This window comes from Arthrobacter sp. PvP023 (assembly GCF_017832975.1).
Lineage (GTDB): Bacteria > Actinomycetota > Actinomycetes > Actinomycetales > Micrococcaceae > Arthrobacter.
In genome coordinates, this window is sequence record NZ_JAFIBI010000001.1 from 3,539,341 (window position 1) to 3,565,738 (window position 26,398).

A 26,398-nucleotide genomic window follows, 5' to 3' on the forward strand; every position below is an offset into this window, starting at 1 on the left:
AGCGGTGTGCACCCCTGAGCGGGGCGCACGCCTGCCCTCTACCTCAAAGCGGAAACTTGCCGGACAGCTCAAGCGTGCCGGCACACGTCCAGGCGGCGAGGCGTTCCTCGTCCGACGGTCCGCCGTCGAGGGGGCTCGTCAGGCGGGGCCGGCGCACCCAGCAGCCGGCTTCCTCGGCGATGAGGGCGCCCGCAGAGAAATCGTGCTCGTTGAGTCCGCGTTCCCCGAAGGCGTCATGGGTTCCGTCCGCCACCAGGCACAGGTCCAGGGCGGCGGAACCCAGCCGGCGCACATCGGCGAAGCCGTCCATGAAGCCGCCGAGGGCTTCGGCCTGCTCGGCGCGGACGCCGGGATCGTAGCTAAAGCCGGTGGCCAGGATCTGCCCGGCACGGCCCGGCACGGGCCCGGTGAGCTGGGTGCGCTGCCCCCGCTCCTCCAGCCAGGCGCCTCCCCCGCGCGACGCATAGTAGACGCGGCCCAGGGCAGGGGCGTTAACGACGCCGGCCAGCCAGACGCCGTCGGGATCGGCCACTGCCACCGACGTGCCGTAATAGACGATGTTCCGGATGAAATTGGTGGTGCCGTCCAGCGGGTCGATTGACCAGCGGTATCCGCTGGGGTCGTCCCTGCTCAGGGTGCCGTGTTCCTCGCCGGTGACAGTGTCCTGCGGCCGGACACGGCCGATGACTTCACGCACGGCGTTCTCAGCCGCGACGTCGAAGGCCGTGACCCAGTCCCCCGAGGCTCCCTTGTTGCTGACGTCCAGGGCGTCGCCGTTGCGTGTGGCGAGCACCGCGGCCCCGGCCGCGGCTGCCGCTTTGGCCACTTCCAGCAGATCCGCCGGCGTGATGCTCATTCCGGCTGCTCTTCCTGGTGGTCCGCGGTTTCCGCGGGATCCGAAGAGTCCGCCGGACCGGTGGAGTCCGCCGAACCGGTGGAGTCAGCCGAACCGGTCGCGTCCCCGGAGTCAGCGGGGCCGTTGGCCAGCAGCGCGCGGAAGCCGTCCTCGTCCAGCACCGGCACGCCGAGCTGTTCGGCCTTGTCCAGCTTCGTTCCGGCGTTCTCGCCGGCCACGACGTAGCTGGTGTTCTTGGACACGGATCCTGACGCCTTGCCACCGCGGATGAGGATGGCTTCCTTGGCTTCATCCCTGCTGAAGCCCTCAAGGCTTCCGGTGACCACGACCGTCAGCCCTTCCAGGGTCCGCGGGGTGGATTCGTCCTGCTCGTCCTCCATCCGCACGCCGTCCTCGGCCCAGGCGTCCACGATTTCGCGGTGCCAGTCCTCGGCGAACCACTCCTTCAGTGCAGCCGCGATCACCGGACCCACACCGTCGACGTGGGCGAGTTCCTCCTCCGAGGCCTGCCGGATTGCGTCCATCGAGCCGAAGGCCGTGGCAAGCGCCCGCGACGCCCGGGGGCCGACGTGCCGGATGGACAACGCGACCAGGACCCGCCACAGCGGCTGGGACTTGGCCTTTTCCAGCTCGGTGAACAGTTTTTCCGTGGTGGCCGTCGGTTTGGACGGGGACTTGGCCGTGCCTTTTGTATAGAAATACGGCACGAGTTCGAATTCGCCCGTAGCCACGCCCTTGGACCGCTTCTCGCGGCGGATCCGGACATCGGCAAGGTCTTCGCGGGTGAGCCGGAAGAGGGCGGCCTCGCTGGTCAGCGGGGGCGTCGCTGGTTCCGCCGGCTGGGTCAGGGCGATCGCCGCCTCCCAGCCGAGGGCTTCGATGTCGAAGGCGCCGCGGCTGGCCACGTGGAAGACGCGTTCGCGCAGCTGCGCCGGGCAGGAGCGGGAGTTGGGGCAGCGGATGTCCACGTCCCCCTCCTTACCCGGGGCGAGCGGCGTCCCGCAGGAGGGGCATTCAGTGGGCATCACGAAGTCCCGCACGGGCGGATCCTGCTGGTCACGGAGGGCGAGCACCGGCCCCACGATCTCCGGGATGACGTCCCCGGCCTTGCGCAGCACCACGATGTCGCCGATCTTCACGCCCTTGGCTTTGACCACGTCCTGGTTGTGCAGCGTGGCCATTCCTACTGTGGACCCGGCAACCTTCACGGGTTCCATGATGCCGTAGGGGGTGACGCGTCCGGTGCGTCCGACGTTGACCGCGATGTCCAGCAGCTTGGTGTGGACTTCCTCCGGCGGGTACTTGTAGGCGACGGCCCAGCGGGGCACCCGCGAGGTGTACCCGAGGGCGCGCTGGGTGGCGAAGTCATCCACTTTGACGACGATGCCGTCGATCTCGTGGGTAAGGCTGTGCCGTTTGTCGCCGTAGCGTTTGATGAAGTCAAGTACTTCCTTGAGGCTGCCGAGGACCTCGAAGTACGGGCTGGTGGGCAGGCCCCACTCGGCAAGCTGGCGGTAGGTGTCCGACTGGCTGACTGTCTGCAGCCCTTCGCGGGCACCGATGCCGTGCACGTACATGCGAAGCGGGCGCTTGGCAGTTTCCGCGGGATCCTTTTGCCGGAGCGAGCCGGCGGCCGCGTTGCGCGGGTTGGCCAGCGGCGCCTTGCCGGCCTCGATCAGGGCCTCGTTGAATTCGGCGAAGGCCTTGGACGGAATGAAGACCTCGCCGCGCACCTCCATCTCGGCCGGATAGTTCCCGCCGGTCAACTGCTGCGGGATCTCCTTGATGGTCAGGACGTTGTGGGTGATGTCCTCGCCGGTGTAGCCGTCCCCCCGGGTGGCGGCGCGGACCAGTTTGCCGTCACGGTAAAGCAGGTTGACCGCCAGGCCGTCGATCTTGAGTTCAGTCAGCCATGCGGGTCCGTCGCTGCCGTTGCCCAGTTTGACCACGGACGCTTCCGCCTTGGCGATCCACGCTTCAAGTTCCTCAAGGGAAAAGACGTCCTCCAGGCTGTACATCCGCTGGAGATGTTCGACGGCGGCAAACGCGGCGGACACTTCGCCGCCCACTTCCTGGGTGGGCGAGTCGTTGGCCACGAGTTCCGGGTGCATTGCCTCGATTGTTTCGAGGCGCCGGAAGAGCTCGTCGAACTCAGCGTCCGAAATGATGGGCGCGTCCTCCTGGTAGTACGCGAAGCGGTGCTTGCGTACCTCTTCCACCAGGTTCTCATATTCCTCGCGCACCGCACCGGAGGGCACCTGTTCACGGGCGGTGTCCGCCTCGCGGGTGCCTGCCCCGGTCATGCTTTGCGTATCAGTATCTGCTGCCGTGTTCCCTGTGCTCACAGACCTATCCTGCCCTAGATCTCCGACAATGTCTGGCTCCAGGCGCACGGATGCCCCGGGCGCTTTATGCGTCCGGGGCATCCGTTTCGGCGTTGCCGGCGGCAGGCGTTCCCTAGCGGGAAGCCTCTTCCTGCTGGGCAGCGTTCTTGCTGGCCTGCTTGCCGGCCTCTTCCAGTGCCCGGGCCACCCGGGCCAGGTCCGTTACGTGGCGGCCGGACCATTCGCTGCGGAACTTCTCCGCGTCCGGGCCCTTCCAGTCGGTGCTGTCAAGAGCCTTCGTCAGCTGCGACTTGGCCTTCTCGATCTCGGACGAACCAGCCTGAAGCTTGGTCCCGAGCGCCTTGAGCTGAGCAATGTCTGCACCCCAAATAGCCATTAGTTTTCTCCTTCAGTCAACGGACCCGATCCGATCGGCATCCCCAGCGGCCCCCGGCTCATCCGGAAGATCCATTACCTAGAAACTATCCCGCGGCCCCGGCACTGTCGATGGGCACCGCTCCCCATGCAGCACTGCCCATCGGCACAGTCACCGTGCGGCTCCCACCCGGTTGAGGTCCGGATCGGCCTGGCTGCGGTTTTCCGGCGGCAGGGCAATTTGCAGTTTGCGGACCTTGCCCCGTCCCACGATGTAGCCGCGGCCCGGAATGAAATCGGAACTGATCTTGCCGAGCGAGGTGCTCAGCAAGCTGTCGCCTTCGATGTCGCCGGGGTTGATCAGCAGTCCGCGCCGTCCGGACTTGAACGGCTGCGACAGTGACCAGGCGGAGGACCAGGTGGACGTCTCAGACTCCCCCACCACCCACTGGTCAGCCTTGATGGAGGTGGTGACCAGCTGCTCGATGCCGGACTCGGCGCCCGTGTCCGTGAACTCGGTCAGGCCCTCGATGAAGATGGCCAGCCGGCCGGGGTTCTCCGAGGAGTAGTCCACCAGCCCGTCAATTGCCGCTTCGACGTCTTCGGCTCCCACGAGGGCACGGTTCCAGACCTTCAGCGATGCGACGGCGGACCGGCGCGAGCCGATGTAGATCAGTTCGGTGCCGGGGTTGGACCGGCGCAGCGCGTAGGCCATGGTGACCAGCGCAACCGTTCGGCCGGCACCCGGCGGGCCCGCGACGAGCAGCGGTCCCTTGGCCATGATCTCGGCCGGCTGGAGCGTCTCGTCGTCGACGCCGATAACCGGCAGGTCCCGGCTTCCCGCGGGAAGGATGTCCAGGTCCACCTGCTCGGGCAGGCGTTCGATCTGCGGTGCCTTTTCCACGCCCTGGCGCAGCATGGCCTCGCTGAGCTTGTGCACCTCGCGGGCCTGCAGCGCCAGGTTCGAGTCGCCTCCGAGGACGGCAAGCTGGACCTCGTGCCCTCCCAACAGTCCGCGGCCCGGGGGCGAGGCCTGGCTCAGGACGTCCTTGGGCACGTCCAGCGAAATGTAGTCGTCCTCGGATGAGAGCCGCAGGACCAGGCGGCGCTGAATCGAAGCCAGCAGCGAAGCAGGTACTGAGTTGGGCCGGTCCCCGGTGACCACCAGGTGGATGCCCAGCGGCCGGCCGTCCGTTGCCAGCTGAAGGAAGATGTCCCAGAGCGCTGACAGCCGGCTGTATTCGTAGGCCTCCCGGAAGTTGGACATGCCGTCCACCAGGATGAAGATCCGCTTCTCATCCGGGTCATTGGCCAGTTTCCGGTATTCCACGATGGTGGCGGCCCGGACTTCGGCGTAGCGGGCAGCGCGGTCGTCGGCAACATCGCGCAGCCACCGCAGCAGCCTGCCGACACGTTCGACGTCGTCGCCGTTGATGATCTCCCCGACGTGCGGGAGTCCGTCGAGCATCTTCAGTCCCGACGAACCGCAGTCGATGCCGTAGACATGCACGGGGCCACCGCGAGGAGTCACTGCCGCGGCGATGGCGATGCCGCGCAGGGCGGCCGACTTACCTGAGCCGCCCGTCCCGTAGATGGCCATGTTGCCGTCCCTGTCGGGTTCATAGAAGACGGTGGGCTGGTCCTGGTGTGCCGGGTCGTCGGCCACGCCCAGGAGAAGGCGTTCATCGGTCCTGGGGTTGGGAAGCTTGGAGAAATCGTAAGTCTTCGCCAGCTCGTTGAGCCACGGTTTGCGGGGCGGCGCGATGGACAGCACTTCCGCGGCTTTGATGATGTTGGCTGTCATCCGGGCAATGTCGTTCGGCCCTGCGGGCTCCTCCCGCACCGGCTTCTCAGGCGCCGGCGCGGCCCAGCCGGGTCCCGAGCCGAAGGCCATTTCCACGATGTCGATCTGGGGCGCCTGCGGTTTGTCCGTGGTCCAGCCGCCTGCGTAGCCGGTCTGGAAGCCCTGGATCCGGCCGGGGCCGGTTTTCGCCGCGCCGCGGCCGGGGATGGAGGGGTCGAAGTACGCCGCGGTGGGCACACCGAGAATGTCCGTGGCATCGTCCTCGTCCGCCATCCGGAGGGCAACACGGAGGTTGGTGTTGGCACGCAGGCTTTCCTTGATGACGCCGGCGGGCCGCTGGGTGGCAAGGATCAGGTGCAGGCCCAGGGACCGGCCGCGGGCTGCCACGTCGACGACGCCGTCCACGAACTCCGGGACCTCCGTGGCAAGGGCAGCGAACTCGTCCACGATGATGATGAGGTACGGCGGAGCCTCGGGATCCGCCTCGCGCTGCAGGCCCAGGAGGTCCTTGGCCTTCTTCCGGTTGAGCAGATGCTCCCGGTAATGCAGTTCAGCCCGCAGCGACGTCAGGGCGCGGCGCACCAGGTGCTGCGAGAGGTCGGTCACCAGTCCCACGGTGTGGGGCAGGTGCAGGCAGTCGGCGAAGGCGGCACCGCCCTTGTAGTCGACGAACAGGAAGCTCACCCGGTCCGGGCTGTAGGCCGCAGCCATGCCCATGACCCAGGACTGCAGGAATTCCGACTTGCCGGCGCCGGTGGTGCCACCCACCAGGGCGTGCGGGCCTTCGTTCTTCAGGTCCAGGTACAGCGGTTCGATGCCCTTGGATCCCACCAGGGCCCGGAGCGTGCCGTTGTCCTTGCGGTTTGCGACGGCGGTCGCGTGGACCGAGTTGTTTTCCTTCCACCGGTCCGCGACCGCCTGGGGGTTGTCCATGAAGTCCTTGCCGATGAGGCTCACGTAGGACACCGCACGGGGAAGGTCGGAGTCGTCATCCACGGGTTTGCCCACATCAATGACCGGTGACAGCATCCTGGCAAGCTGGGTGGCCAGGTCGGCGTCGAGGCTTTCGCAGCTGACCGGGTAGGTGTGGCGGCCCAGCCGGACCTGGCCGGTGGTGGTCCCGTGGTCGCCGTCCACCACCATGAAGTCGCGGCACGCGGCCGGAAGTGACTGGACGCTGGTGGCTACCCACATGACGTGGACGCCCGAATCCGGCCCGCGTTCCACGAGCCGTGTCAGGCGGCCGCGGTCCACCGGTGCGTCGTCTTCCACGATCAACAGCACGGAGGGCAGCACGGGACCGGGGATGTCGCCCTTCTCTCCGTCGAGGCCTGCCCGCGGCACGGGACGGGGAGACTGCGCGCCCGCCTCGCGCTGGTCGATGAGGTCCTCCAGCCGGGCCAGGAGGGAAGATCCGCCGGCAGGTCCCGCAGCCAGGTGGTCGCCGCTGAGCGGGCTGTGTCCCGAGCCGACGTGCGGCAGCCACTGGAGCCAGTTCCAGCGTTCCCTCGATTTGGCCGATGTGATTGCCGTAACCACCACTTCGGCCGGGGAATGCAGGCCCACGGTCTGCAGGACCATGCCGCGGGCCACGTCGTCTACGAGGCCGCGGGCGCCGGCGAGCCCGAATGCGCCGGCGGAGCGGAGCTGGGACACGATCGGCACACCCTCGATGTCCTGGAACTGTTTGAGGCAGGCCTGGATTTCCTGCATATATTCAGCTTCGGTCTCATTGCTGGACGGCTCGTCGAACGAAATGCGCGACGGCGCCGTGCCCAGCCCGAAGCGCAGGCCGAGGAATCCGCTGTGCTCGGGCCGGTGGGTCCAAAGCAACGGTCCCAGCTTGTAGATGGAATCCACGGTGTCGCTGACGGACGGAGCCTCCTGGAGGCGCACCGACCGCTCGATGTGCTGCAGCTCGGTGATGTCCTTGCGGAACGCCGCCATCGCCTCGCGGAACTGCTTGAGCTGCTCTTTGCGTTCCCGCTTGCCTTGCATCTTTTGGTCCACGTAGTGGCCGATGATGAAGAGCGGCATCATCATCATGAACAGGACCGAGAGCACGTTGCCCGTGACGGCAAACAAAATGGCGCCCATCATCAGCGGCGCCATCAGCATGATGTAAGGGAAGGGGTGGTGCTCCTGGCGTTTGGGGCCGGCCGGGAGTACGCGCTTGGGCGGGGCGAAACGCGGCACCACGCGCGGCGAGCGGTTGAAGTCCACCAGCGGCGACGTCGGTGCACCCCCGTGGTGGCCCAGCCCGACGACCGAAACGGTGGTGTCGCCCAGGGTCACGGTGTCCGAGGAGTTCAGTGTTGCCCGGGTGACCGGCAACCCGTCCATGATCAGCCCGTTGGCGGAATTCGTGTCCACGATTTCAACGGTTTCCCCCACGGTGATGCGGGCATGCCGTTTGGAGGTCATGGGGTCCGACAGCCGGATGTCGACGTCCCGGTCCCGACCGATGTAGCTGGTGCCGGAGGGCAGCGAAAATTCCTGCCCGACGTCGGGCCCGGACAGGACGCGGAGGGTCGCGGCTGCGGGTCCGCGGTTCGCACCCGGAGCCCCGAACTGCTCGCTGACCTGCGTCAGCGAAACGATGGACCCGGGCCTGAGCCCGGATTCCAACAAATTGTCCGTGCGGTTGAGGATGTTGCCGCGCATTCCGCCGGCGACGAATGCCTCGTCGATGCAGAGCGACAGGTTCTCCGGCGGCTGGGTGCCCCGCCGTTCAAGATCGGCAGCCCACAGCTGGGTGGCGATGTCCGCCACCGTTGCGAGGCCGTCAACGGTTACGGCGAGGTCTTTGGCGTCGGCGGGTTCCCGGCGCAGCGTCAGTCGGATTTTCATCCTTCGTCGGCCCCCCTCATCTTGTCGATCAGGTGCAGGTCCGCGGCGGTCACCAGGTGCGACGTCACGGCGTGCTCAACAAGCCTGGCACGGCGGTTGGTGGCCAGTTTTCCGCCGCCGCCGCGCAGCCCCGCAACGCCGACGCGGTCAAGTTTGTCGCACACATTGTCCAGCTTCCTGTTGAACCGGGTCAGCGCCCAGCCGAGCGTTCTGGCGGCATCCGCCGATGACGGGATGGCGCTGAACCCGGTGCCGTCGCGGCGGAGCATGGGCTCGGCGAGGGCAACGATGAGCGCCTTCTGCGAGTCAGTGAAAACCACCGGCCCGATGGTGGTGTCCCCGCCGCTTTCGTCGTCGGGGGCCTCCTGGCGGAAGGAGGGGGTCTTCAGGTGCACGGCGAACTCGTAGGTGGTGGGGCCGGCGGTGAAGATCACGTTGGTGTGGCTGAAGACGATCGGAATCCTGGCCCCGGGTGAAAGCCAGGCCTGCATCCCGCCAGTGCCGTCCGCCACCGTTGCTGAGAGCATGCTCCCCACGTTGCTGAGCCACCAGATGCCGTCGTACCGGGCGATCTGGAGGAACCGCCGGTGCAGGTACGGGTTGTCGTCCACTTCCAGGTCGCCTTCGCGTCCGATGTTGAAGACGTCCTCGTCCGACGGCTCATACCATTCGCCACAGAAATCTACTGCTAGATCCCCCATTTTCCGTGCCTCCTCAAAGGTCAATGCTTAACTTCAGGACTGCCGGTCACGACGGCATGCATGAGTATGCGTCCCGGCTGGTCATCGGAGATGCGGACCCGTCACTGCGGACAATCATGACCTTGATGCAGAAGAAATCCGCTTTGCCATAAGCCACTTCGGCCTGGGCCTCTTTGCTGGATTGGAAGGGCCCCTCCTCCTGACCGTAATTAGTCAGTTGCCACTTGTACGTGTCGCCCGGTTTGGGCTGCGGGTTGGTCCACGTGAACCGGACTTTGCCTGCTTCCGTGACGGCCTTGATGTTCGTGACGTCCGGAACCGTGCCGTCCCCGATCGCATCCGCCGGCGGCTTGGAAACCTGTCCGGTGGGCTCAACCACCGGTTCCGGCCGGGATGCACCCAGCACCAACCCCACCACGACGGCGACGACGAGCACGGCGCCGCCCGCCACGGCCAGCCAGAGGTTCCGTTTGCTGTGGTCGGCCGGGTCCTCGGCCGTGGCCTCCTGCAGCGCCTGCGGCCTGTTGACCGTGGCGGCCACGTGCTCCTCGCCCCGGTCGTTCCGGCCCGCAGGGGCGCCCTGCCACCCTGCAGGGCGGCCGGGAGCACCACGGTGGACGGTCGCGTCGTCGGCCGCATCGCGGCGACCGCCGGGCCGCAGCCCCGACGCGACGCTCCCCCGCAGCATGGTGCCCTGCGACCAGTCATCGTGTTGGTCCGGACGGGCGCCCGGTCCGGGGACAGGCCCGGGAGCCGGCCCTGCCGGCGGTGCGGCCGGCACGACGGGAGTAAAGGCAGCGGGTCGTGTCCTGGCCGGGAACGTCGGAGCGTTCCCTGTCTGGTCGGGGTCCACCGAGGCGATGCTGCGGACCCGGGTTTCTTCGAAGCCGTCGTCCGGATGCTGTTCCTCGCCGTGTGCCTCCTCAAGGACCTCGAAGGGCGTGACTGAGAGATTCAGTTCGGCCTGGATCCGCTGCAGGGCCAGCGCGAAGGCATGGGCCGAAGAGTAGCGCGAGGCTGCCGACTTGGCCATCGCCGTGGCCAGCGCGAGTTCCAGCGATTCGGGAACGTCCGCACGCCCCAGCCGGGGCACCGGTGAGTTGGTGATCCGGGAAATCAGTTCACGCTGCGAATTGTCGGCACCCGGCAGGACGAACGGCGACCGTCCGGCCAGAAGTGTGTACAGCGTGGCCCCGAGCGCCCAGACGTCCACCATCACGCCGTCCACCGGACCGTCCCGGAACTGTTCGGGCGGCGACCAGGGAATGGACATCCCGGCGTCCTCATCGGTATCGCTGCCGAGGGTGCCGGAGATGCCGAAGTCCGTCAGCGCCGGACGGTTGTAATCGGTCACCAGGATGTTGGCCGGTTTGATGTCGCGGTGGGCAATGCCGGCGCGGTGGGCGGTCTCGACGGCGGAGGCCACCTGGATCCCGACAGCAAGGACCTCGTCCACGCTGAACCGCTGGCGGCGGTATCGGACGTCCAGGCTGGGCCGGGAGCAGTACTCCATGGCCAGGTAGGAGTGGCCGTCTTCGGTGACCTCGGCCTCGAAGATGGTGACGATGTAAGGGTGCGAGGACAGCTGCGCCATCAGGTTCGCTTCGGATTCGAAGCGGCGCCGGGCACCCTCTGTCTTCAGGTCGGAGAGAAGCACCTTGACGGCCACCTTGCGGCGCGGCCTGTCCTGTTCATACAGGTAGACGTCGGAGAAGCCGCCCGAACCCAGCAGGCTGACATACGTGAATCCTGGAATGGCGGGCGGCGGGGCTACGGGCCGCTTGGTGCTCATAGAATCTCCTCGAACCGCAGCGACACGTCATCGCCGAGTTCTGCAATATCACCGTCAAGAAGGATGGCCATTTCGTTCTGGGCGAGGCGCCGGGGCGGTTGCCCCTCCCGAACCAGGACGGTTCCGTTCGTGGCCTTGAGGTCGCACAGCATCACGTGCCAGCCTTCGAGGCGGACCTCAACATGGGACCGGGAGATGTCACCGCTGGGACTGGCCACCTGGACGAGCCGCGGCATGCCTCCGCCCTGCACCCTGGAGACCGACGGCTGGCGGCCGATCACCAAGGACTGGTCCAGGTCGATCAGTTCACCGGTCGATACCCGGACGCGCCCCAGCCTCGGCCTCCGGACCTGCACGGCGTCGGACGCAAGCGCCATGCCGCAGCCGGCGCACTGTGAATGCGTAGGCGGGTTGGCATGGCCCTGCGGGCAGACGCGGGCCAGGACCATGGGCCCGGTGGCCGGTTCGTTTCCGCCGGCCGGGGCTTGCACCTGAGGTGCGGTCCCGAGCCCGGCGAGGTCGCTCTTCATGATCGTTTGGCCGTCGTGGTCGCCTTCGAGTGCCGGCGGCAATGCGGCCGGGCTGCCCCGGTCCGGGATGTCATGGGATCCGACACCCGAGGAAGCCGGAACGAACGACGGCGGCCCGGAGGGCCGGGCGGGCTTGTCGCCACCGGTGTGCCAGGGAACGGAGTCGATCAGGCCGCCCTGGCCCGCAGGGATGAGCGGCTGGACGGGGGCAGGCTGCTGCTGCTCCTGCGCTGCCGCCGGCTGCTGATCGCCGACGCCGTCGACGGTACCTTCCGGGCTGTCCGCCTCCGCGGCCACAGCCGCAGCGTCGGCCACGGAAGGCTCGTCCTCGGGCTCGTCCCGCACCGCGGCGTCCTCAATGCGCCGCACCACGGTCTTTTCCCACAGGTGGTCGTAACTGCCCGTCAGCTCGTTTGCGGGAACCGGATCCTGCGATTCAGCAGGAGCGGCGGCGCCGGGCACGTCCGAACCTGCCTCGTCGGCACCTGCCTCGTCCGATCCTGAGTCATCCGAACCTGTGTCATCCGGCAGCACAGTGGCTTCGTCATCGGCATTTTCGAAGTCTTCGTCGGGTACGCCCATCACGGTTTCGGCGGATGCACCGTGTTCAGCCGATGCACCGCTTTCGGCAGCGACGGCTTCGACGGGCACGGCTTCAACGGGCACGTCGGGGACCGGTTCGGATGCGGGGACCTCGACGGGCAGCATGACCGGGAGCCGGACGGAGTCCTGCTCCCGTGGCGCGGGCAGCTCCGTCACGGGCACCTCAATGACGGGAGATGCCGGCCTGGACGGCCGGTCGCCGGGAACACGGCCCGCCGTGAGGCTCTGCAGCAGGACAACCCCCTCCCCGAGCGGGAGTTCAGCTGCACCGGCCCCGTTACCCGCAACGGACACTGTGTACCATTCCGGTTCGCTGAGGCGCCGCTCGGTCCACGTGGTGACGTCGCTGCCGTTCAATTCCACTTCGCCTGCGGCGAGGTGTGCCGTCAGCTCGATGTCGCCGCGGAGGAAGACCCGAAGGGATTCCCGGAAGTCCACAATGCCGAACCAGGGAATCTGCGCCAGCGAGCCGGAGGAGGCGCTGGTCACCGCGTGAAGTACTTCGTGGACCTCAGGCTCGCCGCCCAAAAGCTCCCAGAGCGAGTCCACGAGCGCGGGTGGCGTGGCGGGCGGTAGCAACACAGCGGTCCCCGCCCGGACCACGCCAAGCCAGGTTCCCGGGGTGTAGCTACTTGAGACCATCGTGGCGGCCCTCCGTGTTGGTCACGGAGTCACTCGCGGGGTCCGGCGCGTCCGCGGGCAGGACGTCACCGGGAGCCTCGGGAAGCTCTTCGGTATCCACTTCAGTGATGTCCTGGACTTCGGTACTGTCCAGCGCCTGGGCGCGGGGCAGGGTGTCCTCATCTTCGACGCCCGCGGCGGGCCGGGGCGCGGTGTCCGTTCCGGCGTCGTTCATTACGTTCTTGGCGTCCACAACGATCACGGTGACGTTGTCCCGCCCGCCGCTGCGCAGCGCGGCCTGGATCAGCGCGTCGACGGCGTCCTGGGGGTGGCCGACGGTGCTCAGGATGCGGAACATGTGATCGTCCGTGAGCTCGGCGTTCAGCCCGTCGGAGCAGATCATTATGCGGTCGCCTTCCTCGACGGGCAGCAGCCAGTAGTCCGCTTCCGTCTCGTCACCGGTGCCCAGGGCGCGGGTCACCACGTGCCGGCGGGGGTGCACCGCGGCCTGTTCCCTGGTGATCTCACCGGCGTCCACAAGCTCCTGGACTTCGGAATGGTCAACCGTGACCTGCGCGAACTCGCCCTGGCTCAGCCGGTAGGTCCTGGAGTCGCCGATGTTCATGACCAGCCAGTACGGCGCACCCATCTGCTCGACAACCACTACTCCGGAGAGGGTGGTGCCGGCCCGGGACCCGGTGGCGGTGCGGATCCGTTCGTCGGCGCTGACTAGGTACTGCTGGACGACAGCGGCCGTGGCTGTCCTCTCCCCCGTGGCCAGCTGAGGCATTCCGGCGAGTGTCCGGACGCAGATTCCGCTGGCGATTTCGCCCGCTTCGTGGCCTCCCATGCCGTCCGCGACGGCGAACACGGGATCGGACGCAATGAAGGAGTCCTCATTGAGTTCCCGGCGGAGGCCACGGTCGGTACCGTAGCCGCAGCTCAGTTGGAGTCCGGGCTCCCTGCCCGTTGCGGAGGTGGCGGCTGCCGGCTGGGGATTCATGCCTGTCCTAGGTGGAAGGTGCGGTCACCGAAGTGCACGGTGGACCCTGGGCGTACGTAGGCGGGTTCCCCGGCCTGCAAAACAGTTCGGATGCCGTCCGGAGTGGTGACGGCGCTGCCGTTGGTTGAGTTGCGGTCGGTGACCCAGACTCCCCCGTTGTCCGCACGAAGGTGCAGGTGGGTCTTGGAGATGGAACGGCCGGGATCGGCCACAGCCAGCAGCTGCGCAACGTGTTCGCCCGGAAGGCCGCCCGGATTCCGGCCGATGAGTACCGACTGATCCAGCTCGAAGTCGCGGCCGTCGTCCAGCCTGATCCGCAGCACGGCCACCGGCGCCGGCACGGTCTGCCCGCGCATCTGCGTCCGGTCGTGGTCGTCGTCGGGGTGGAGGGCCCACCCCTGCGAGGGCATCTGAACTGACGGGTTCTGAACGGCCGGGTCCGGCAGGGTCCTGGTCGGAACGGGCTCCGGCGCCGGCTGCGCCCGGACCGGGGCGGGCGCCGCAGACGGGGCGGGGGCAGATGCGGCGGGGCCTGCCAGCGGCTGGGGCACGGCAGGCGGCTGCCACTGGTTCGGGTTCAGGGGCGGCTGCGGGATGGCGACAGGCTGGTTGAACCCCTGCTGCGGCTCCGGAGCGTGCACGGGCACGGCCTGGGGCGGCCTTGCGGCCGCACCCGCAACAGGCGAGGAGACCTGCTGCACGGGGGGCAGGTCCAGCGGCGCGAAACTATAGGGGCCCTGGATTCCCCCGGTGGTCAGGGGGTTCCGGCCGGCGTTGACATCAAACATGAGGGTCTTGGCTGCGGTATCGTGCCAGCCCCTGAGCTTGCCGTTCTTGTCCCAGGAGTTGGACACCACCACGATGAAGGCCCACGCGACACCCAGCAGGGCCAGGGGTGCGAGGATCCACAGGGCCGCCTCGAACCACTTGAAAATCACCACGATCACAGCTGCCACAACCGTCAGGAGGATCCCTGCCCCGGTGATGAGGCCGCGCAGGAACAGGGCGCCGGCACCCGGGGCGTAGCCGTCCTGGTCCGTGCTGCGGATTCCCATCAGCCGGTTGCCGATCGTCGTGCCGGAGCGGCCCTCAATTCCGAGCAGCACCAGGATATAAACCACGGTGATGCCGACGGCGATGCCGCCCAGCAGGACCAGCATCCCCGTGTCGTAGATGATGAAGCCGCCGCTCTGGGTGCGGGTGATGCTGGCGAATCCCACGGTGAACATCACGACGAGAAGCACGGCCGGTCCCACCCAGTCGAGCACCGCGGCGCCCAGGCGTCGTCCGGCCGCCGCAGGAACCACGTCCAGCTTGCCACCCATTCCGGTACCTCCCCCTTGTACGTGCCCGCCATGTGCCTGGGCTGTTTGTCCATAGGCGCCGGCTCCGACGCCTATGGCACCGGGCCCGGCCGCTTCCGTCCGGGCCTGCACTACGGGGATACTACCGGGGATCGGGCTGCCGTGCGCGGCGGCCCGCTCCATCAGCTCCCGCTGCGAGTGGTCGATGTTGCGGTCATTGCGGGCGGCCCGGTTGCTCAGCGGGGCACCACAGGCAGGGCAGAACGTCGCTCCGGGACGGATCAACTGCTGGCAGCGCTGGCAGCGCTCGGCGTCATGCGTCATTGTTCGTTGCGGTTCTCTCTCAGATCGCGCCTCAGCACGGTGTGTTCATTCTCCGGTCCGGATGGTGCCGGTGCCGGCCCCGATGGTGCCGGCCCCGGTCCGGGAGCCGGGACATCCGGCTGGCCGGCAGCCTGGCCGGGCGCCGGAGACGGACCGTCAACCACCCTACCTGCGGGATCAGCCTTTGCCCTCCGGCCAAGCCTGCGGCCTCGGAGGCTGAGTGCGGTCCGGCCGTCGGACAGGAGGGAGCGCGGCGAGAAGCGGGCAGCCTGCCGTCTCCAAAAACCGACCGTTGCTGTCATCTCCTTCAGCGAGCCGTCCACAATGGTCCAGTACTCCCGGACCTCCGCTTCGCTCGGCTGGCCGGCACCGAAAATGGAGGCATCAGCGCGGCGGGCCAGCAGGGTGGTGGTGCCCGCCGTTCCCGGAAAAGCCTCACCCAGGACGACGGCGGACTCCCGGCGTGTGGACCGGGTATCGATGGCGGCTCCCATGTCCGTTGCGAGGCTGACCACTTCGTTCCAGCCGCCGCCGACACGCTGGGCGGGGTGCCCGTCGGAGAACCGGGCCTTGCGGCGCCGGCTCTTAAGCAGCGCGATGAGCAACAGCGGCAGCGCCAGGATGCCGATGGGGATCAGGGCAATTCCAATCGCCGCGAGGATAGGTCCCCAGAACAGCCAGGGATTGTTCTTCTTCTGGTCAGCGTCCAGTGCGTCCGGGGACGAGTCCGGCGGCAGGTCTGCAGGCTCCTGCGGCGGAGGCGGCGGCTGCAGGACCTGCGGCTTGGGCTTGGACTTGTTCTCCGGGTCCGGCGGAATCGGGACGTTGTCCTTGGGCGGCGTGGGGTCGAAAGACACCCAGCCGACGCGGTCGAAAGCGACCTCAACCCAGGCGTGGACGTCCTTGCCGGTGATTTTGACTTCGCCGGCACCATTTTCCGGGCCTTTGGGGTCCGGGTAGAAGCCCATCACCACGCGTGACGGGATTCCCAGGTGCCGGAGCATCAGGGACATGGCCACCGCGTACTGTTCGTCGTCGCCCAGCATCTGCTTGGCGGTCAGCAGGCTGCGGATGCGTGCCGAGCCGTGCCCTGAGACGCTGGGCAGCTGGCCTTCGTCGATCAGGCCGTTGCTGAACGCGCCCTTCTTCTGGAAATGGGCCTCGATCTGCCGGACGCGGTCGATTGCCGTCGGGGCGTCTGCTGACAAATCGTTGGCCTGCGAGCCGACCACGGGCGGCACTTCAGCTGCATCCGGGAGTGCCACCTTGGCAAAGTCGTACTGCGTCAGCTGGCCATGTTCGAGCTTGGCGGGATCGGACACCTGGACACTGTACGCATCGCCTTTCGCGAGGCCCCTGGTGGTAACCGCAGTGTCCGTTCCGGAGTTGAAATAGAGCCCGGACGCGGCTCCGGACGATTCGCCGGTGAAGCTGATCCCGGTGGTGCGGCGGCCGCCCGGCAGGAAGTACCCCTGGTAGTCCTCGATGGTGATGTCCAGGGTGTAATCGTTGCTGGGCACAATACCGTCGGAGCCAGCCAGGGTGTTCAGGGACTTGGCATCCCCCACCTTGCTGAAGTTGCCGGAGCTGTCCGGGTCCATGTTGTAGTTGGTGCCGTTGAAGGCGTCCAGGGCGGCGAGCCGGACGCGTCCGTCCCGCGGGAGGCCCTTCACCACGAACAGGTTGTCGTCCTTCTTGTCCTTGACGAAGTTGCGGAAGCTCGCCAGCGGGGTGATGTAGTCCTTGGGGTCGAACGGCGGAACGATCACGTTTCGAAGCACCGTACGGTCATCGCCAGCGGTGACCAGGGGCGAAGCCACAGCCGTGATGGCAACGCAGGCGGCAATGACGCCGGCGGCGGAACCGAGCCTGCGCACTTTGGCGCGTCGGGCGGTTGCGGCATCGGCCTCAGGGCGGTTAACGGACACCTTGCGGGTGTCGCTGCGCCGGTGCGCGTCGCGGCGGAAGGTTGCCCACACCACGGCCACCACCGTGAGGGAGATGCCCCGCTCCACGTTGAGGAAGCCGGCGTTGGTGCTGAACGCGATGCCGGTCACGAAGAGAACCAGGACGGGCAGGAGCGGCCAGTACGGGCTCTTCAGCCGCCAGGCCGTGAGTCCCGCGGCCAGCGAGGTGAGGAGGGCACTGAGGAACGGGACAATGAGCATCCCGCCAGCGGTGCCTACCGGAACACCCACGGTGAGCATGTCCTTCCAGGCGAAGACGACGCCAAGCAGAAGGGTCCGCAGTGACTCGAGCGTCGGGACAAAGCCGGCGATGGCCGCGTCCGGCACGGCGAGCAGTGTTCCAAGAACCAGGTAGGAACCGAGCACGGCGGCGGCGGTGATGAGCGTGCCGAGCCTGAAGTGGGCGTTAGCCGCGGCAATGCCAAGGCCCAGCAGGATGCCGCCGAATCCGGCGATCAGATAGTAGGGGTCGCCGCCGAAGCTCAGGCTGAAGCCGAGGACCCCCAGCCCCAGCAGGACAACCAGGGCGCCGGCGTCGAGCGCGAAATGCCAGGCCGGCTGGCCGTCGCTGAAAGCGGACGGTTGTGATTGCGCGGGCTGCCTGCGCGGGCGGAATGCGGGCGCGTAGCTCATGCAGCCGCCTTTCTGAGGATGATGGCGAGGTCGGACAGGTCCCCCAGCGTCAGGACTGTCAGGTCCGCGATGTTGGCACGTGCCGGCGCGGCCCCGGTCTGGAGGCGGACGGCGAGGCTACGCACTCCCGGCGGCACCGACGCGGCTGCCGAACGAAGCTGGGCAGGTGTGACGCGGCTGCCCACCACGAAGAAAACCACCGAAGCGTTGGGGACCGTGTCCGCCAGCGTCCGGGCAAGGTCGACGGCGGTCTTGCGCATCGGCGTGCCCACGATCCGGGTCATGTCGTCGAGCATGTTCCGGCCGGTTTCACACCGGAGGGGACCCTTCTGGGTGAGGACATCGAGTTCGCGCTGTTCCCGGATGGCCTGGCGCCCGATGGACGCGGCGGCCGAAATGGCCATCTCAAATTCCTGTTCGGAGTCGTACTCGTCAGTGTTGACGGACAGCGAAATGGCGAGGTGGGCGCGGCGGGTCTCTTCAAACTGGCGCACCATGAGCTTGTTGGTCCGTGCGGTGGTCTTCCAGTGGATGTGGCGGCGGTCGTCGCCCGGTACGTAGTCGCGAAGGGCGTGGAACGAAACGTCGGCGCTGGATAGGTCGGTGGTGGGCATGCCCTCCAGGTCGCGGATGAAGCCTGCGGCGGAACCGGCCAAGGCAACGGTCCGCGGGTGCACGTAGAGGTCTTCCGGCTCAGTCCAGAGCACCTGCCGCCGCAGCAGGTGCAGGGGGTCGGCCCGGACGGAGCGCACCGGGCCCACCACAATGACGGCCCGGCGGGCCGTGGGGATGGTGAACAGGTCCTCGTGCACCTGCTGCGGTTTCATCCGCGGCAGGTGGAACACTGCGGTGGCGGCTCCCACGGGGAGCTCCAGCGCAGCAGGCAGAAGGGGGCGTGCCGAGGTATTGGAAACCGCGATGCTCCCGACGGCGCTGTCCCCCACGGCCACCCTTGTCCTGGCGAGGTCCAATACCACCCCGTAGGAGGAGCGTCCCAGGATGAACCCGACGGCAAGGACGAAGAGGACGAAGGCCGCCACGGCAGCCGACTTCGCCTCCTGCCAGCCGTAGGACTGACCGACGCTCCACAGCAGGATGGACGCGGCCAGGACGGACCAACCCAGGACGCTCACGACCGAAAGAACCGGCCACACGTACTTCAGCCAGAGTTCCCGGACCTTGGACCAGGCGGGCGCCAGTGCGAGGCCGGCCGTACTGACGGCCTCTGACCACATGGCGGCGGGGTGCAGACGGGCAGCTTTCCCGTCACCTGAAAACGGCCTTTTCAGGCGTTCAGCAAGCCGGGTCAACGGAGTGCTGCTGGACATATCTGTGCCTTTGTTCGCGCGGTGAATGTGCCGGAATGTTGCAGGGGCACCATTTAGACGGCGGCGCGCTGCTGCGGGGCAGCGACGTCCGTCAGAACACGGGCCAGCACGGCCTCCGCGGTAGCGCCGGAGAATTCCGCTTCCGGGTCCATCACAAAGCGGTGGGTCCAGACCACGCTGGCGAGGTCCTTGACATCATCCGGCAGGACGAAGTTGCGGCCCTGGCTTGCGGCCCAGACCTTTGCCGCCCTGACCATGGCGAGGGCACCTCGGACCGAGACGCCGAGCCGGGTCTCCGGGGCGTTGCGGGTCTCCTCGCACAGCCGGGAGATGTACTCCAGCACAGCGGTGTCCACGTGGGTGGTGGCGGCGAGGTCGGCCATGTCGGCGATGGCGTGGGTGGTGATGACCGCGGAGAGCTCCTTGGACCGGTCCTTGAGGTTGGCGCCACCCAGCAGCTGCACTGTGGACGCGTGATCCGGGTAGCCGATGGACGTCTTGATGAGGAAGCGGTCCAGCTGGGCTTCGGGCAGGCGGTAGGTGCCTGCCTGCTCGATCGGGTTCTGGGTGGCCATCACCATGAACGGCCGGCCGGCCTCGTAGGTGGTGCCGTCCACCGTGACCCGCGATTCCTCCATGACCTCCAGGAGTGCGGACTGCGTCTTGGGCGAGGCCCGGTTGATTTCGTCCGCCAGCACGATGTTGTTGAAGATGGGGCCCTTGTGGAACTCGAACTTCTGCGTCTTCTGGTCATAGATCGTCACGCCCGTGACATCCGACGGCAGAAGGTCCGGAGTGAACTGGATGCGGTTGTTGGAACCTTGCACCGTCGCCGCGAGGGCCCGGGCCAGCGATGTCTTTCCGGTGCCCGGCGCATCCTCGAAGAGGACGTGCCCTTCGGCGAGCATGGCCATGAAGGTCAGGCGGATGACGTGGGACTTGCCCAGCACAGCCTGTCCTACATTGGCAACGAGCTTCTCGAACGTTCCTGCAAACCAGTCGGCCTGCTCAGTTGTCATGGTCATGGGTGAATCCTCTTCCGGGTTCGGGTGAATCTTCGGGCCATTGCCCGCTTAGTCCAGCGATTAGTCTAATTGTTGTTGGTGGCGCCGTCATGACCGCGCCCTACCGCCGCGGCATGCCTCCCGGCGGGTTGGTGCCTAGCGACGTGGTGTCGCCGCGCGCGAAGTTGCCGCCGGCCGCTCCCGAGGTGAGGTGGTACCAGACCCGGCCGCTCCACACCACGTAGTAGTCCGCCTGCGCGGTGTAGCCCGTGTCGAACCAGCGGCCCGGGCTAAGGCATTGGTCCGGGTTGGAATTCCGGTAGCTGTTGGTGCTGCTGTTCGGCTCCGTGCAGGTGCGGACCGGAGTAGCCCGGATGTCCCACGATGTCGGGGCCGGGGGCGGTGGTTCCGCTCCGCTCCGCGAGGTATCGCTGCCGATGCGCCCGGGCTGGTTGGCGCTGATGGCGCGGACCCGCAGCGTGTGGGTCTCGCTGAAGCCCACACTCTTGGAGAAGGACCGCTGGTCGGTGTTGACCCATCCGCCGCCGTCCAGGCTGTACTGGTAGCCCGTCACGGCACGGCCGTTGCCGCTGGGCTGGTTCCAGTTCCAGGAAACGGTCCTGTCTCCTACCCCGCTGCTGTTGCTGCCCGTCACGGTCGGCGCGAAGGCGAGCCCGTAGGGGTTCACCACGTTTGATGGCGGGCTTGCATCGCCTGCGGTGGAACTTCGGGACGAGACAGCCCACACGACGACGGCGGTATCGGTGCCGTTGGCTGCCGCGACCGTTCCGCCGCCGGCGGCGATGTTGCCGCTGCCGCCGCCCGATGTCAGCCGGTACTTGTAGGTGATCTCACCGGGAGTCGATCCGTTCCGCTGGGCATCGGTCAGGACGGGGAACCTGACATCGATCTTCCCGCCGTCGCCGCCAGTGTCCTTCAACGTCGCGGTCGGTTGGCCCACCATGTCCGGCTTGCCCACCGCCCGGACGGCCGCGGACTGCGCACTCGTGCCGGAGGTGCCCGCCTTGTTGGTGGCCGACACGGTGAAGGTGTACCCCGACTCGGAGTTGTCCACCGTGACGTTCTGCGACGTCCCGGACACCTGCTGGGTGGTCACGACGGCACCGCCCCTCAAGGTGGTCAGCGTGTAGGCAGAGATGGCGTCGCCGTTGTTGTTCGGGGCCGTCCAGGTCACCCTGAGCTGGCTCTGCGTTCCGACGGACTGCGCCGCCGTCGCGCTCGGCGCGGCCGGGGTGACCGGGACGCCGGCGGGGGTTTCCGCGGCGGAGTAGGCACTCCACTCGGACGGCTCCTTGGCATCATTGCGTGCCAGGACCCGGACCTTGTAGGCGACCCCGTTCTGCAGCCCCTTCCAGACGTAGCTGAGCGAGGTCAGGTTCTGGATCTGGGCGTTCTGCCCGGCCGGGGCCGGAGAGATCTCCAGGTCGTAGGACTTGACCGGCGAACCCTTGCTGGCCGGGGCTGTCCACGTTACGGAGAGCTGTTTGTCGCCGAACTTGAGCGCAGGCGCAACGGGGGTGTCGGGTTTGACGTCCGGGCGGACCTCGGCTGACGCCGGTGACCGCTCGGATTCACCGAACTCGTTCGTGGCAGTGACCTGGAAGTGGTACTTCGTGTTGTTGGTCAGGCCTGTGAGCGTGCAACTGTTGGCCGGGCAGGCCTGCTGGAAGCCGCCCTCACCGTACACCGTGTACTTGGTGATGGGCGAGCCGCGGTCCGCCGGTGCCGTCCAGTTTAGCAGCGCGGTCTGGTCGCCCACGCTTTGGGCCTGCGGCGTGGCCGGAGGCAGCGGCTTGTCTTTGACCGTCAGCCGGACCCTGGCAGTGGCGTGCCGGGAGGTCTCCCCCGTCTTATCCTCCACCGTGTAGACCACAATCAGGGTCCCGGTGAAGCCTGAAGCAGGCGTGACGGTGACGTTGCTGCCGGCGACCTCCACGTTGCCGAGCCCGGTTTCGACGGACGCCTGCACAATCTTCAGCGGCGTCTCGGGGAACGGGTTGGAGTCGTTGGCGAGAACATTCACGGTCACGGGCCTACCCGCCGCCGCGTTGGGCTCGACGTCGTCGCTGGCCACCGGCTTCGGCCGGTTGGAGGCCGTGACGGCGAGCTGGAAGGTAGCCGTTGCTTCCAGTCCCCGCGGATCCTTCGCTTTGACCTGCACGGTGCCCGAGGTGCCGGTGGCCATGGCCCCGTCCACGGATGTCTTAAGCGTCTTGCCGTCGATGCGGGCATTGAAACCGGCCGGGCTGTCCCCCGCCAGCTCGTACTTCATGTTGTCCACGTCATCGCGGTCGGGGTCCGAGGTCAGCCGGCCCAGGTCGATCTCCGCGGACTCGCCCTTGGGCACGTCAACGGAGCTTCCCAGCAGCGTGGGCGGGTTGTTCCGGTTCGGGTCCGGCAGCACTTTGGTCCGGATACTAAGGGTCGATTTCAGGCCGGCCGGGTCATCCGGTCCGCTGCCGTCGGTGACTTCGAAGCTGATGGAGCCCGGGCCCACGTAGTCCTGCCCGGCCGCGTAGTTGATCGCCGTGCCGTTTCCGGCCACAGGGTCACCGCCGTCGGCGCCGATCAGCTTGATCCGGTCAGTCTGGGTGATGCGGGGCGACCGTCCGTCACGGACCTTGACCCACTCTTTCAGGTCCACCGTCACGGACTGTCCGGCGATGACTTCGAGCACATCGTCCTTGGCAAGCGTCGGTACCTGCTGTCCGATGCCGGGCACCCAGATGATGGCGGTGGACTTCTGGCCGTCCACGTCCTCGACCGTGTAGGGGATCAGTTGGGGCTGCTCCGTCAGTTCCACCACCATGTTGCCGTCCGTTCCCGGCCGGGCAGTGGTGGCATCCGTGGCGATCTTCAGGTTCTCGCCCACACCGTCCGGGTCTTCGTCGTTCTTCAGCACGGGAACGTCCACGGCGGTCTTGCCCAGTGTCTGCGCGGAGGTCACGCGGTCGTCCCTCGCGATGGGTGCCTTCAACGGCACGTCGTTCCGCACGTTCACCCGGATGGTGGCCTGGGCAGAGGCACCGCGGTCATCGACCACCGTGTAGCGGACGTTGACCGTCCCCTCGCTCGCCGGCGCCTGCAGGATGATGCGGCCGCTCGCCTTGCTCACGGTGGCCTGGAGTTCTGCGGGCGCCTCGATTCCGTCCGAAACGACGCCGATGGGGTCGCCGTCGGGGTCGGTGTCGTTCCCGATCGCGTCCACCGCAATCTGGCGGCCCGGACGGACCTGGACGTCGTCGTCAACGGGAGTGGGTTTCTGGTTCGCATCGCCGCGGGGTGCGATGCCCACGGTGACCGTGCCGGTATTGACGGCGCCTTGCCGGTCCACCACCTTGTAACGGAAGGTGTCAGTGCCCGCGCCGTCGCCCGCCGCGGTGAAGTCGATGAAGTTGCTGCCGACAGTGGCAGTACCCATGTTGGGGGTGCTGTCGATGCCGGTCAACTGGACGGAGTCGCCGTCGGGATCGATGCCGTCCAGGTCCACCGGAATGCGGACCGACCCGGCGGCCACCACCCGGGCCGTCAGGTTCTTTGGCTGCGGCCTGGAGTTCTCGGCGCCTTCCAGCGGCAGGATGTGGATGGTGACGGCCGCGGCGCTCTTCTGGCCCTGCGGGTCCACGGCGTTATAGATGGCCCGGACCGTCTTGGGCTGCGGTCCGGCGATGAACCGCAGCGTGTTTTCGGAAACGAAGCTCTTGCCGTCCGCTTCCGCCACTGCCTGCGGCAGCACCGGATCCACCGTCAGTTTCTGGCCCTGCGGATGGGTGTCATTGCCCAGCACGGGAATGGTGACGACGTCGTTGACGCGGACGTTCACCTCGTCCGGTTTCGGCTGGGGTGCTTCCACGACGGCGGGCGCCGGCACCGGGACCACGGAGACGCTGCCGGTGGCGGATTTCCTGCCGTTGGACATCGTGTACTGGAACAGGAAGGGGTCCTTGGTGCCCAGCACGTCGGTGATACGCAGCACGCTGTGGTCGATCACGCTGACCGAGGCCGTGGTGTTCTCCGGAAGCTGGACCGACTGGAGCACCAGCACCCCGCCGGAGGGATCGGAGTCGTTGGCCAGCGGGTCGAGGAGCACGCTGCCGCCCGTGGGCATCAGGGCAACGTCATGGACTGCGACGGGGTCGCCGGTGTCCTTGCCTGATTCCACATCCACACGGATGAGTCCCTGGCTGCTCTGCGGACCATTGCTGGCGATGTATGTGAGGTAGACGGGACCGGCGGTCTCGCTGCGGAACGTAAACGTGCCGCCGTCGGTCACGGGGCCGAGTTCGGCCGGGCCGGACGCTTCCACCTGGGCGAGCCGGAGGGCTCCGCCGTTGGGGTCGACGTCGTTCTTCAGCGGTGCGATCACGAGGTCCTGGCCGACGACGGCGGTGACGTGGTCTGCGTTGACCACCGGCGTCAGGGCGCCCGGCGGCTGCACGTTCACCACCACCTGCCCGGTGGTGGTGTCACGGCCGTCCCACACGGACACCGTGACGGTCTTCTTGCCGGGTGCAGCCCCGGAATCCTGGTAGGTAAGCAGCCCGTCGCGGCGCACCTTGACCTGGTCCTGCTCATTGTCCGCCTTGGCGTCCAGCAGCACGAGGTCGTCGCCGTCGGGGTCGGTCCAGTCGGTCAGGATGTTCTGGCTGACGGTTTTGCCCTGCTCCACCAGCATGGTGGTGGGGTCGCCCCGCTTGAAGACGGGTGGCTTGTTCTCGTCAGCGCCGACGATGTTCAGGGAAACCTGCCCGCCGGCGGAGAGCCCGCGTCCGTCCGCCGCGTTGTAGCTGAACGTTTCAGAGCCGGGCTTGGCGTCGGCCGGTACCGTGATCTGGAAGGCCGTGCCGCCGTAGATGCTTTGCAATGTGCCCGACGTCGGCCCGGAACCGCCCACGGATGCCGTCAGGACGTCGCCGTCGGGATCGGAGTCGTTATCCAGCACGCTGAGGATGGTGGTGCGCCCGGGCCGCACGCCGACAGTGTCGGGTTTGGTTTCCGGCGGGCGGTTGGGCTTTGTGCGGTCCGGCAGGATGTTGATCGTGTTGTTGTCCGCGGACTCCTGGTCCTGGTCGTTGGACTGGTTCTTGGGCGGGACGACGTCGTCCCAGTTGTTGACCAGCTGCATGTTCTGGTTCACCAGCCACACATTGCCCGAGTTCACATCGTTCAACACCACCAGGTCCCGGTTCACCCGGAACACATACGACGGCGACGCACTCGCCTTCGGCACCTCAACGTTCTTGTCATCAGCATCATTCACACAATCACGGACATACTTGTTCGCCCCCGACCACGCCGCATGAACACACCCGCCCAGCTGCACCGGAGCCGCCGGAACACCCTCACCATCAAAGGACACCGTCTTCGCCGACGAACCATCCAACGGCTGCTTCAACAACGCCTTCTGCGTCGCCACCGCAACCACATCCGACGCCGGACCGGACTGCTGCAACTTCGCATCCCGCGCGTTCTCCAGATCCAGCCCACGACCGCCCGGCAGGAACAACTTCCCCCGCCCCGCATCCAGGACCACCGGCTTATCCCCCACCACAGCCAGCTGCAGATCACCCGCACCCTTCAGACCGTCCCACGTGCCCGACTCGGACGACGTCGTCTCACCATTGGCATCAACAGCCGTCACAGTCACAACACCCGTCTTCGGATCCGCACTGTAAATCCGGTCATCCGTCCCGACAGCGGACACCAGGCCCTCCGAACCGACCACGGCCGGTTCAGTAGCTTCCTCATCGAAGCCGTTGACCGTTGACGGCGACAGAGCCCACACCTTGCCCTTGGCCGCATCCGTCACCGAAATCACGGCAGAACCGAAACTGACATCAGCCGACCCCGGCAACTGCTTATCCCCGCCCAGCTGCATATTCGCCGGCGAGACCTGATTCAGAGTCGAGCCGGTCTCATCATCAACGAAAACGTTCCCGGAGTTCTGCAGGATATCGAACGTAGTACTCGCCGGCGTCACCGCACCATCCAGCACCCGCGACGGATAATTCAACCGCCCAACAGCATTCTTGGTCTTACTGACCACCCACACACCGCCGTCGTTCAACTCCACCTCAGTGGTCTTGAACCCCGGATAAATAATCGCACCAGCCACCAAAGCAGCACCCGCCACCGCAAAAGCGGTGCCCGAAACCAACTTTCTGCGGCGATCCCTGAGACCCAGCTTGCCGAACAGAGTAGTCACAAGTTCTCAAATCCCTCAAAATCGCAGCCGCCCCCAGGGCAGCGTTTCCAAAGACCCGGTACCGGGCTCTCTGTTTCCCGCGATAGCCTACCCAACCCGCCGCGGGACCGCGATGGGGAGCACTCCCCAACCGCCTGACCTGCGGTTACGCCC

Annotated in this window: 13 protein-coding genes; all 13 read right to left on the reverse strand. The window is 67.1% G+C overall.

The window, feature by feature from the left end; genetic code table 11:
• Nucleotides 1-43: 43 nt before the first annotated feature.
• Nucleotides 44-856, reverse strand: coding sequence for an inositol monophosphatase family protein (locus JOE31_RS16295; protein WP_209746378.1), 813 nt, complete (start codon nucleotides 854-856; stop codon nucleotides 44-46).
• Nucleotides 853-3,159, reverse strand: coding sequence for an NAD-dependent DNA ligase LigA (gene ligA / locus JOE31_RS16300; protein ID WP_209748517.1), 2,307 nt, complete (start codon nucleotides 3,157-3,159; stop codon nucleotides 853-855). The genes JOE31_RS16295 and ligA overlap by 4 nt, the downstream gene beginning before the upstream one ends.
• A 154-nt stretch (nucleotides 3,160-3,313) precedes the next feature.
• A complete protein-coding gene (locus JOE31_RS16305) occupies nucleotides 3,314-3,577 on the reverse strand; it encodes a hypothetical protein (RefSeq protein WP_011691158.1) in 264 nt (87 codons plus the stop codon).
• Nucleotides 3,578-3,727: 150 nt separating this feature from the next.
• Nucleotides 3,728-8,209 carry an FtsK/SpoIIIE domain-containing protein gene (locus JOE31_RS16310; RefSeq protein ID WP_209746380.1) on the reverse strand — a complete coding sequence of 1,494 codons (4,482 nt, stop codon included), beginning with the start codon at nucleotides 8,207-8,209 and terminating at the stop codon, nucleotides 3,728-3,730.
• Entirely contained in the window at nucleotides 8,206-8,910 is a 705-nt protein-coding gene (locus tag JOE31_RS16315; RefSeq protein WP_209746382.1) for a hypothetical protein, read from the reverse strand. The genes JOE31_RS16310 and JOE31_RS16315 overlap by 4 nt, the downstream gene beginning before the upstream one ends.
• Nucleotides 8,911-8,956: 46 nt before the next feature.
• On the reverse strand, nucleotides 8,957-10,702 hold the full coding sequence (locus tag JOE31_RS16320; RefSeq protein WP_209746384.1) for a serine/threonine-protein kinase: 1,746 nt from the start codon (nucleotides 10,700-10,702) through the stop codon (nucleotides 8,957-8,959).
• Complete coding sequence (locus JOE31_RS16325) at nucleotides 10,699-12,477, reverse strand: FHA domain-containing protein (protein WP_209746386.1); 1,779 nt, start codon at nucleotides 12,475-12,477, stop codon at nucleotides 10,699-10,701. The genes JOE31_RS16320 and JOE31_RS16325 overlap by 4 nt, the downstream gene beginning before the upstream one ends.
• A complete protein-coding gene (locus tag JOE31_RS16330; RefSeq protein ID WP_209746388.1) occupies nucleotides 12,464-13,459 on the reverse strand; it encodes a PP2C family serine/threonine-protein phosphatase in 996 nt (331 codons plus the stop codon). The genes JOE31_RS16325 and JOE31_RS16330 overlap by 14 nt, the downstream gene beginning before the upstream one ends.
• Complete coding sequence (locus JOE31_RS16335) at nucleotides 13,456-15,087, reverse strand: RDD family protein (RefSeq protein ID WP_209746390.1); 1,632 nt, start codon at nucleotides 15,085-15,087, stop codon at nucleotides 13,456-13,458. The genes JOE31_RS16330 and JOE31_RS16335 overlap by 4 nt, the downstream gene beginning before the upstream one ends.
• Nucleotides 15,084-17,687, reverse strand: coding sequence for a transglutaminase domain-containing protein (locus JOE31_RS16340; RefSeq protein WP_209746392.1), 2,604 nt, complete (start codon nucleotides 17,685-17,687; stop codon nucleotides 15,084-15,086). Before JOE31_RS16340 ends, JOE31_RS16335 begins: the two co-directional genes overlap by 4 nt.
• A complete protein-coding gene (locus JOE31_RS16345; RefSeq protein WP_209746394.1) occupies nucleotides 17,684-19,015 on the reverse strand; it encodes a DUF58 domain-containing protein in 1,332 nt (443 codons plus the stop codon). Before JOE31_RS16345 ends, JOE31_RS16340 begins: the two co-directional genes overlap by 4 nt.
• Before the next feature lie 53 nt (nucleotides 19,016-19,068).
• On the reverse strand, nucleotides 19,069-20,040 hold the full coding sequence (locus JOE31_RS16350) for a MoxR family ATPase (RefSeq protein WP_209746396.1): 972 nt from the start codon (nucleotides 20,038-20,040) through the stop codon (nucleotides 19,069-19,071).
• A gap of 100 nt (nucleotides 20,041-20,140) precedes the next feature.
• Nucleotides 20,141-26,245, reverse strand: a complete 6,105-nt coding sequence (locus JOE31_RS16355; RefSeq protein WP_209746397.1) for an Ig-like domain-containing protein — start codon at nucleotides 26,243-26,245, stop codon at nucleotides 20,141-20,143.
• Nucleotides 26,246-26,398 lie beyond the last annotated feature (153 nt).

What these genes read in the sequence shown, in the direction of transcription:
- JOE31_RS16320 (WP_209746384.1), bottom strand. Translation starts at nt 10,702, where the DNA reads ATGAGCACCAAGCGGCCCGTAGCCCCGCCGCCCGCCATTCCAGGATTC.
- JOE31_RS16345 (WP_209746394.1), bottom strand. Translation starts at nt 19,015, where the DNA reads ATGTCCAGCAGCACTCCGTTGACCCGGCTTGCTGAACGCCTGAAAAGG.
- JOE31_RS16295 (WP_209746378.1), bottom strand. Translation starts at nt 856, where the DNA reads ATGAGCATCACGCCGGCGGATCTGCTGGAAGTGGCCAAAGCGGCAGCC.
- JOE31_RS16340 (WP_209746392.1), bottom strand. Translation starts at nt 17,687, where the DNA reads ATGAGCTACGCGCCCGCATTCCGCCCGCGCAGGCAGCCCGCGCAATCA.
- JOE31_RS16335 (WP_209746390.1), bottom strand. Translation starts at nt 15,087, where the DNA reads ATGACGCATGACGCCGAGCGCTGCCAGCGCTGCCAGCAGTTGATCCGT.
- JOE31_RS16315 (WP_209746382.1), bottom strand. Translation starts at nt 8,910, where the DNA reads ATGGGGGATCTAGCAGTAGATTTCTGTGGCGAATGGTATGAGCCGTCG.
- JOE31_RS16325 (WP_209746386.1), bottom strand. Translation starts at nt 12,477, where the DNA reads ATGGTCTCAAGTAGCTACACCCCGGGAACCTGGCTTGGCGTGGTCCGG.
- ligA (WP_209748517.1), bottom strand. Translation starts at nt 3,159, where the DNA reads ATGACCGGGGCAGGCACCCGCGAGGCGGACACCGCCCGTGAACAGGTG.
- JOE31_RS16310 (WP_209746380.1), bottom strand. Translation starts at nt 8,209, where the DNA reads ATGAAAATCCGACTGACGCTGCGCCGGGAACCCGCCGACGCCAAAGAC.
- JOE31_RS16350 (WP_209746396.1), bottom strand. Translation starts at nt 20,040, where the DNA reads ATGACCATGACAACTGAGCAGGCCGACTGGTTTGCAGGAACGTTCGAG.
- JOE31_RS16330 (WP_209746388.1), bottom strand. Translation starts at nt 13,459, where the DNA reads ATGAATCCCCAGCCGGCAGCCGCCACCTCCGCAACGGGCAGGGAGCCC.
- JOE31_RS16305 (WP_011691158.1), bottom strand. Translation starts at nt 3,577, where the DNA reads ATGGCTATTTGGGGTGCAGACATTGCTCAGCTCAAGGCGCTCGGGACC.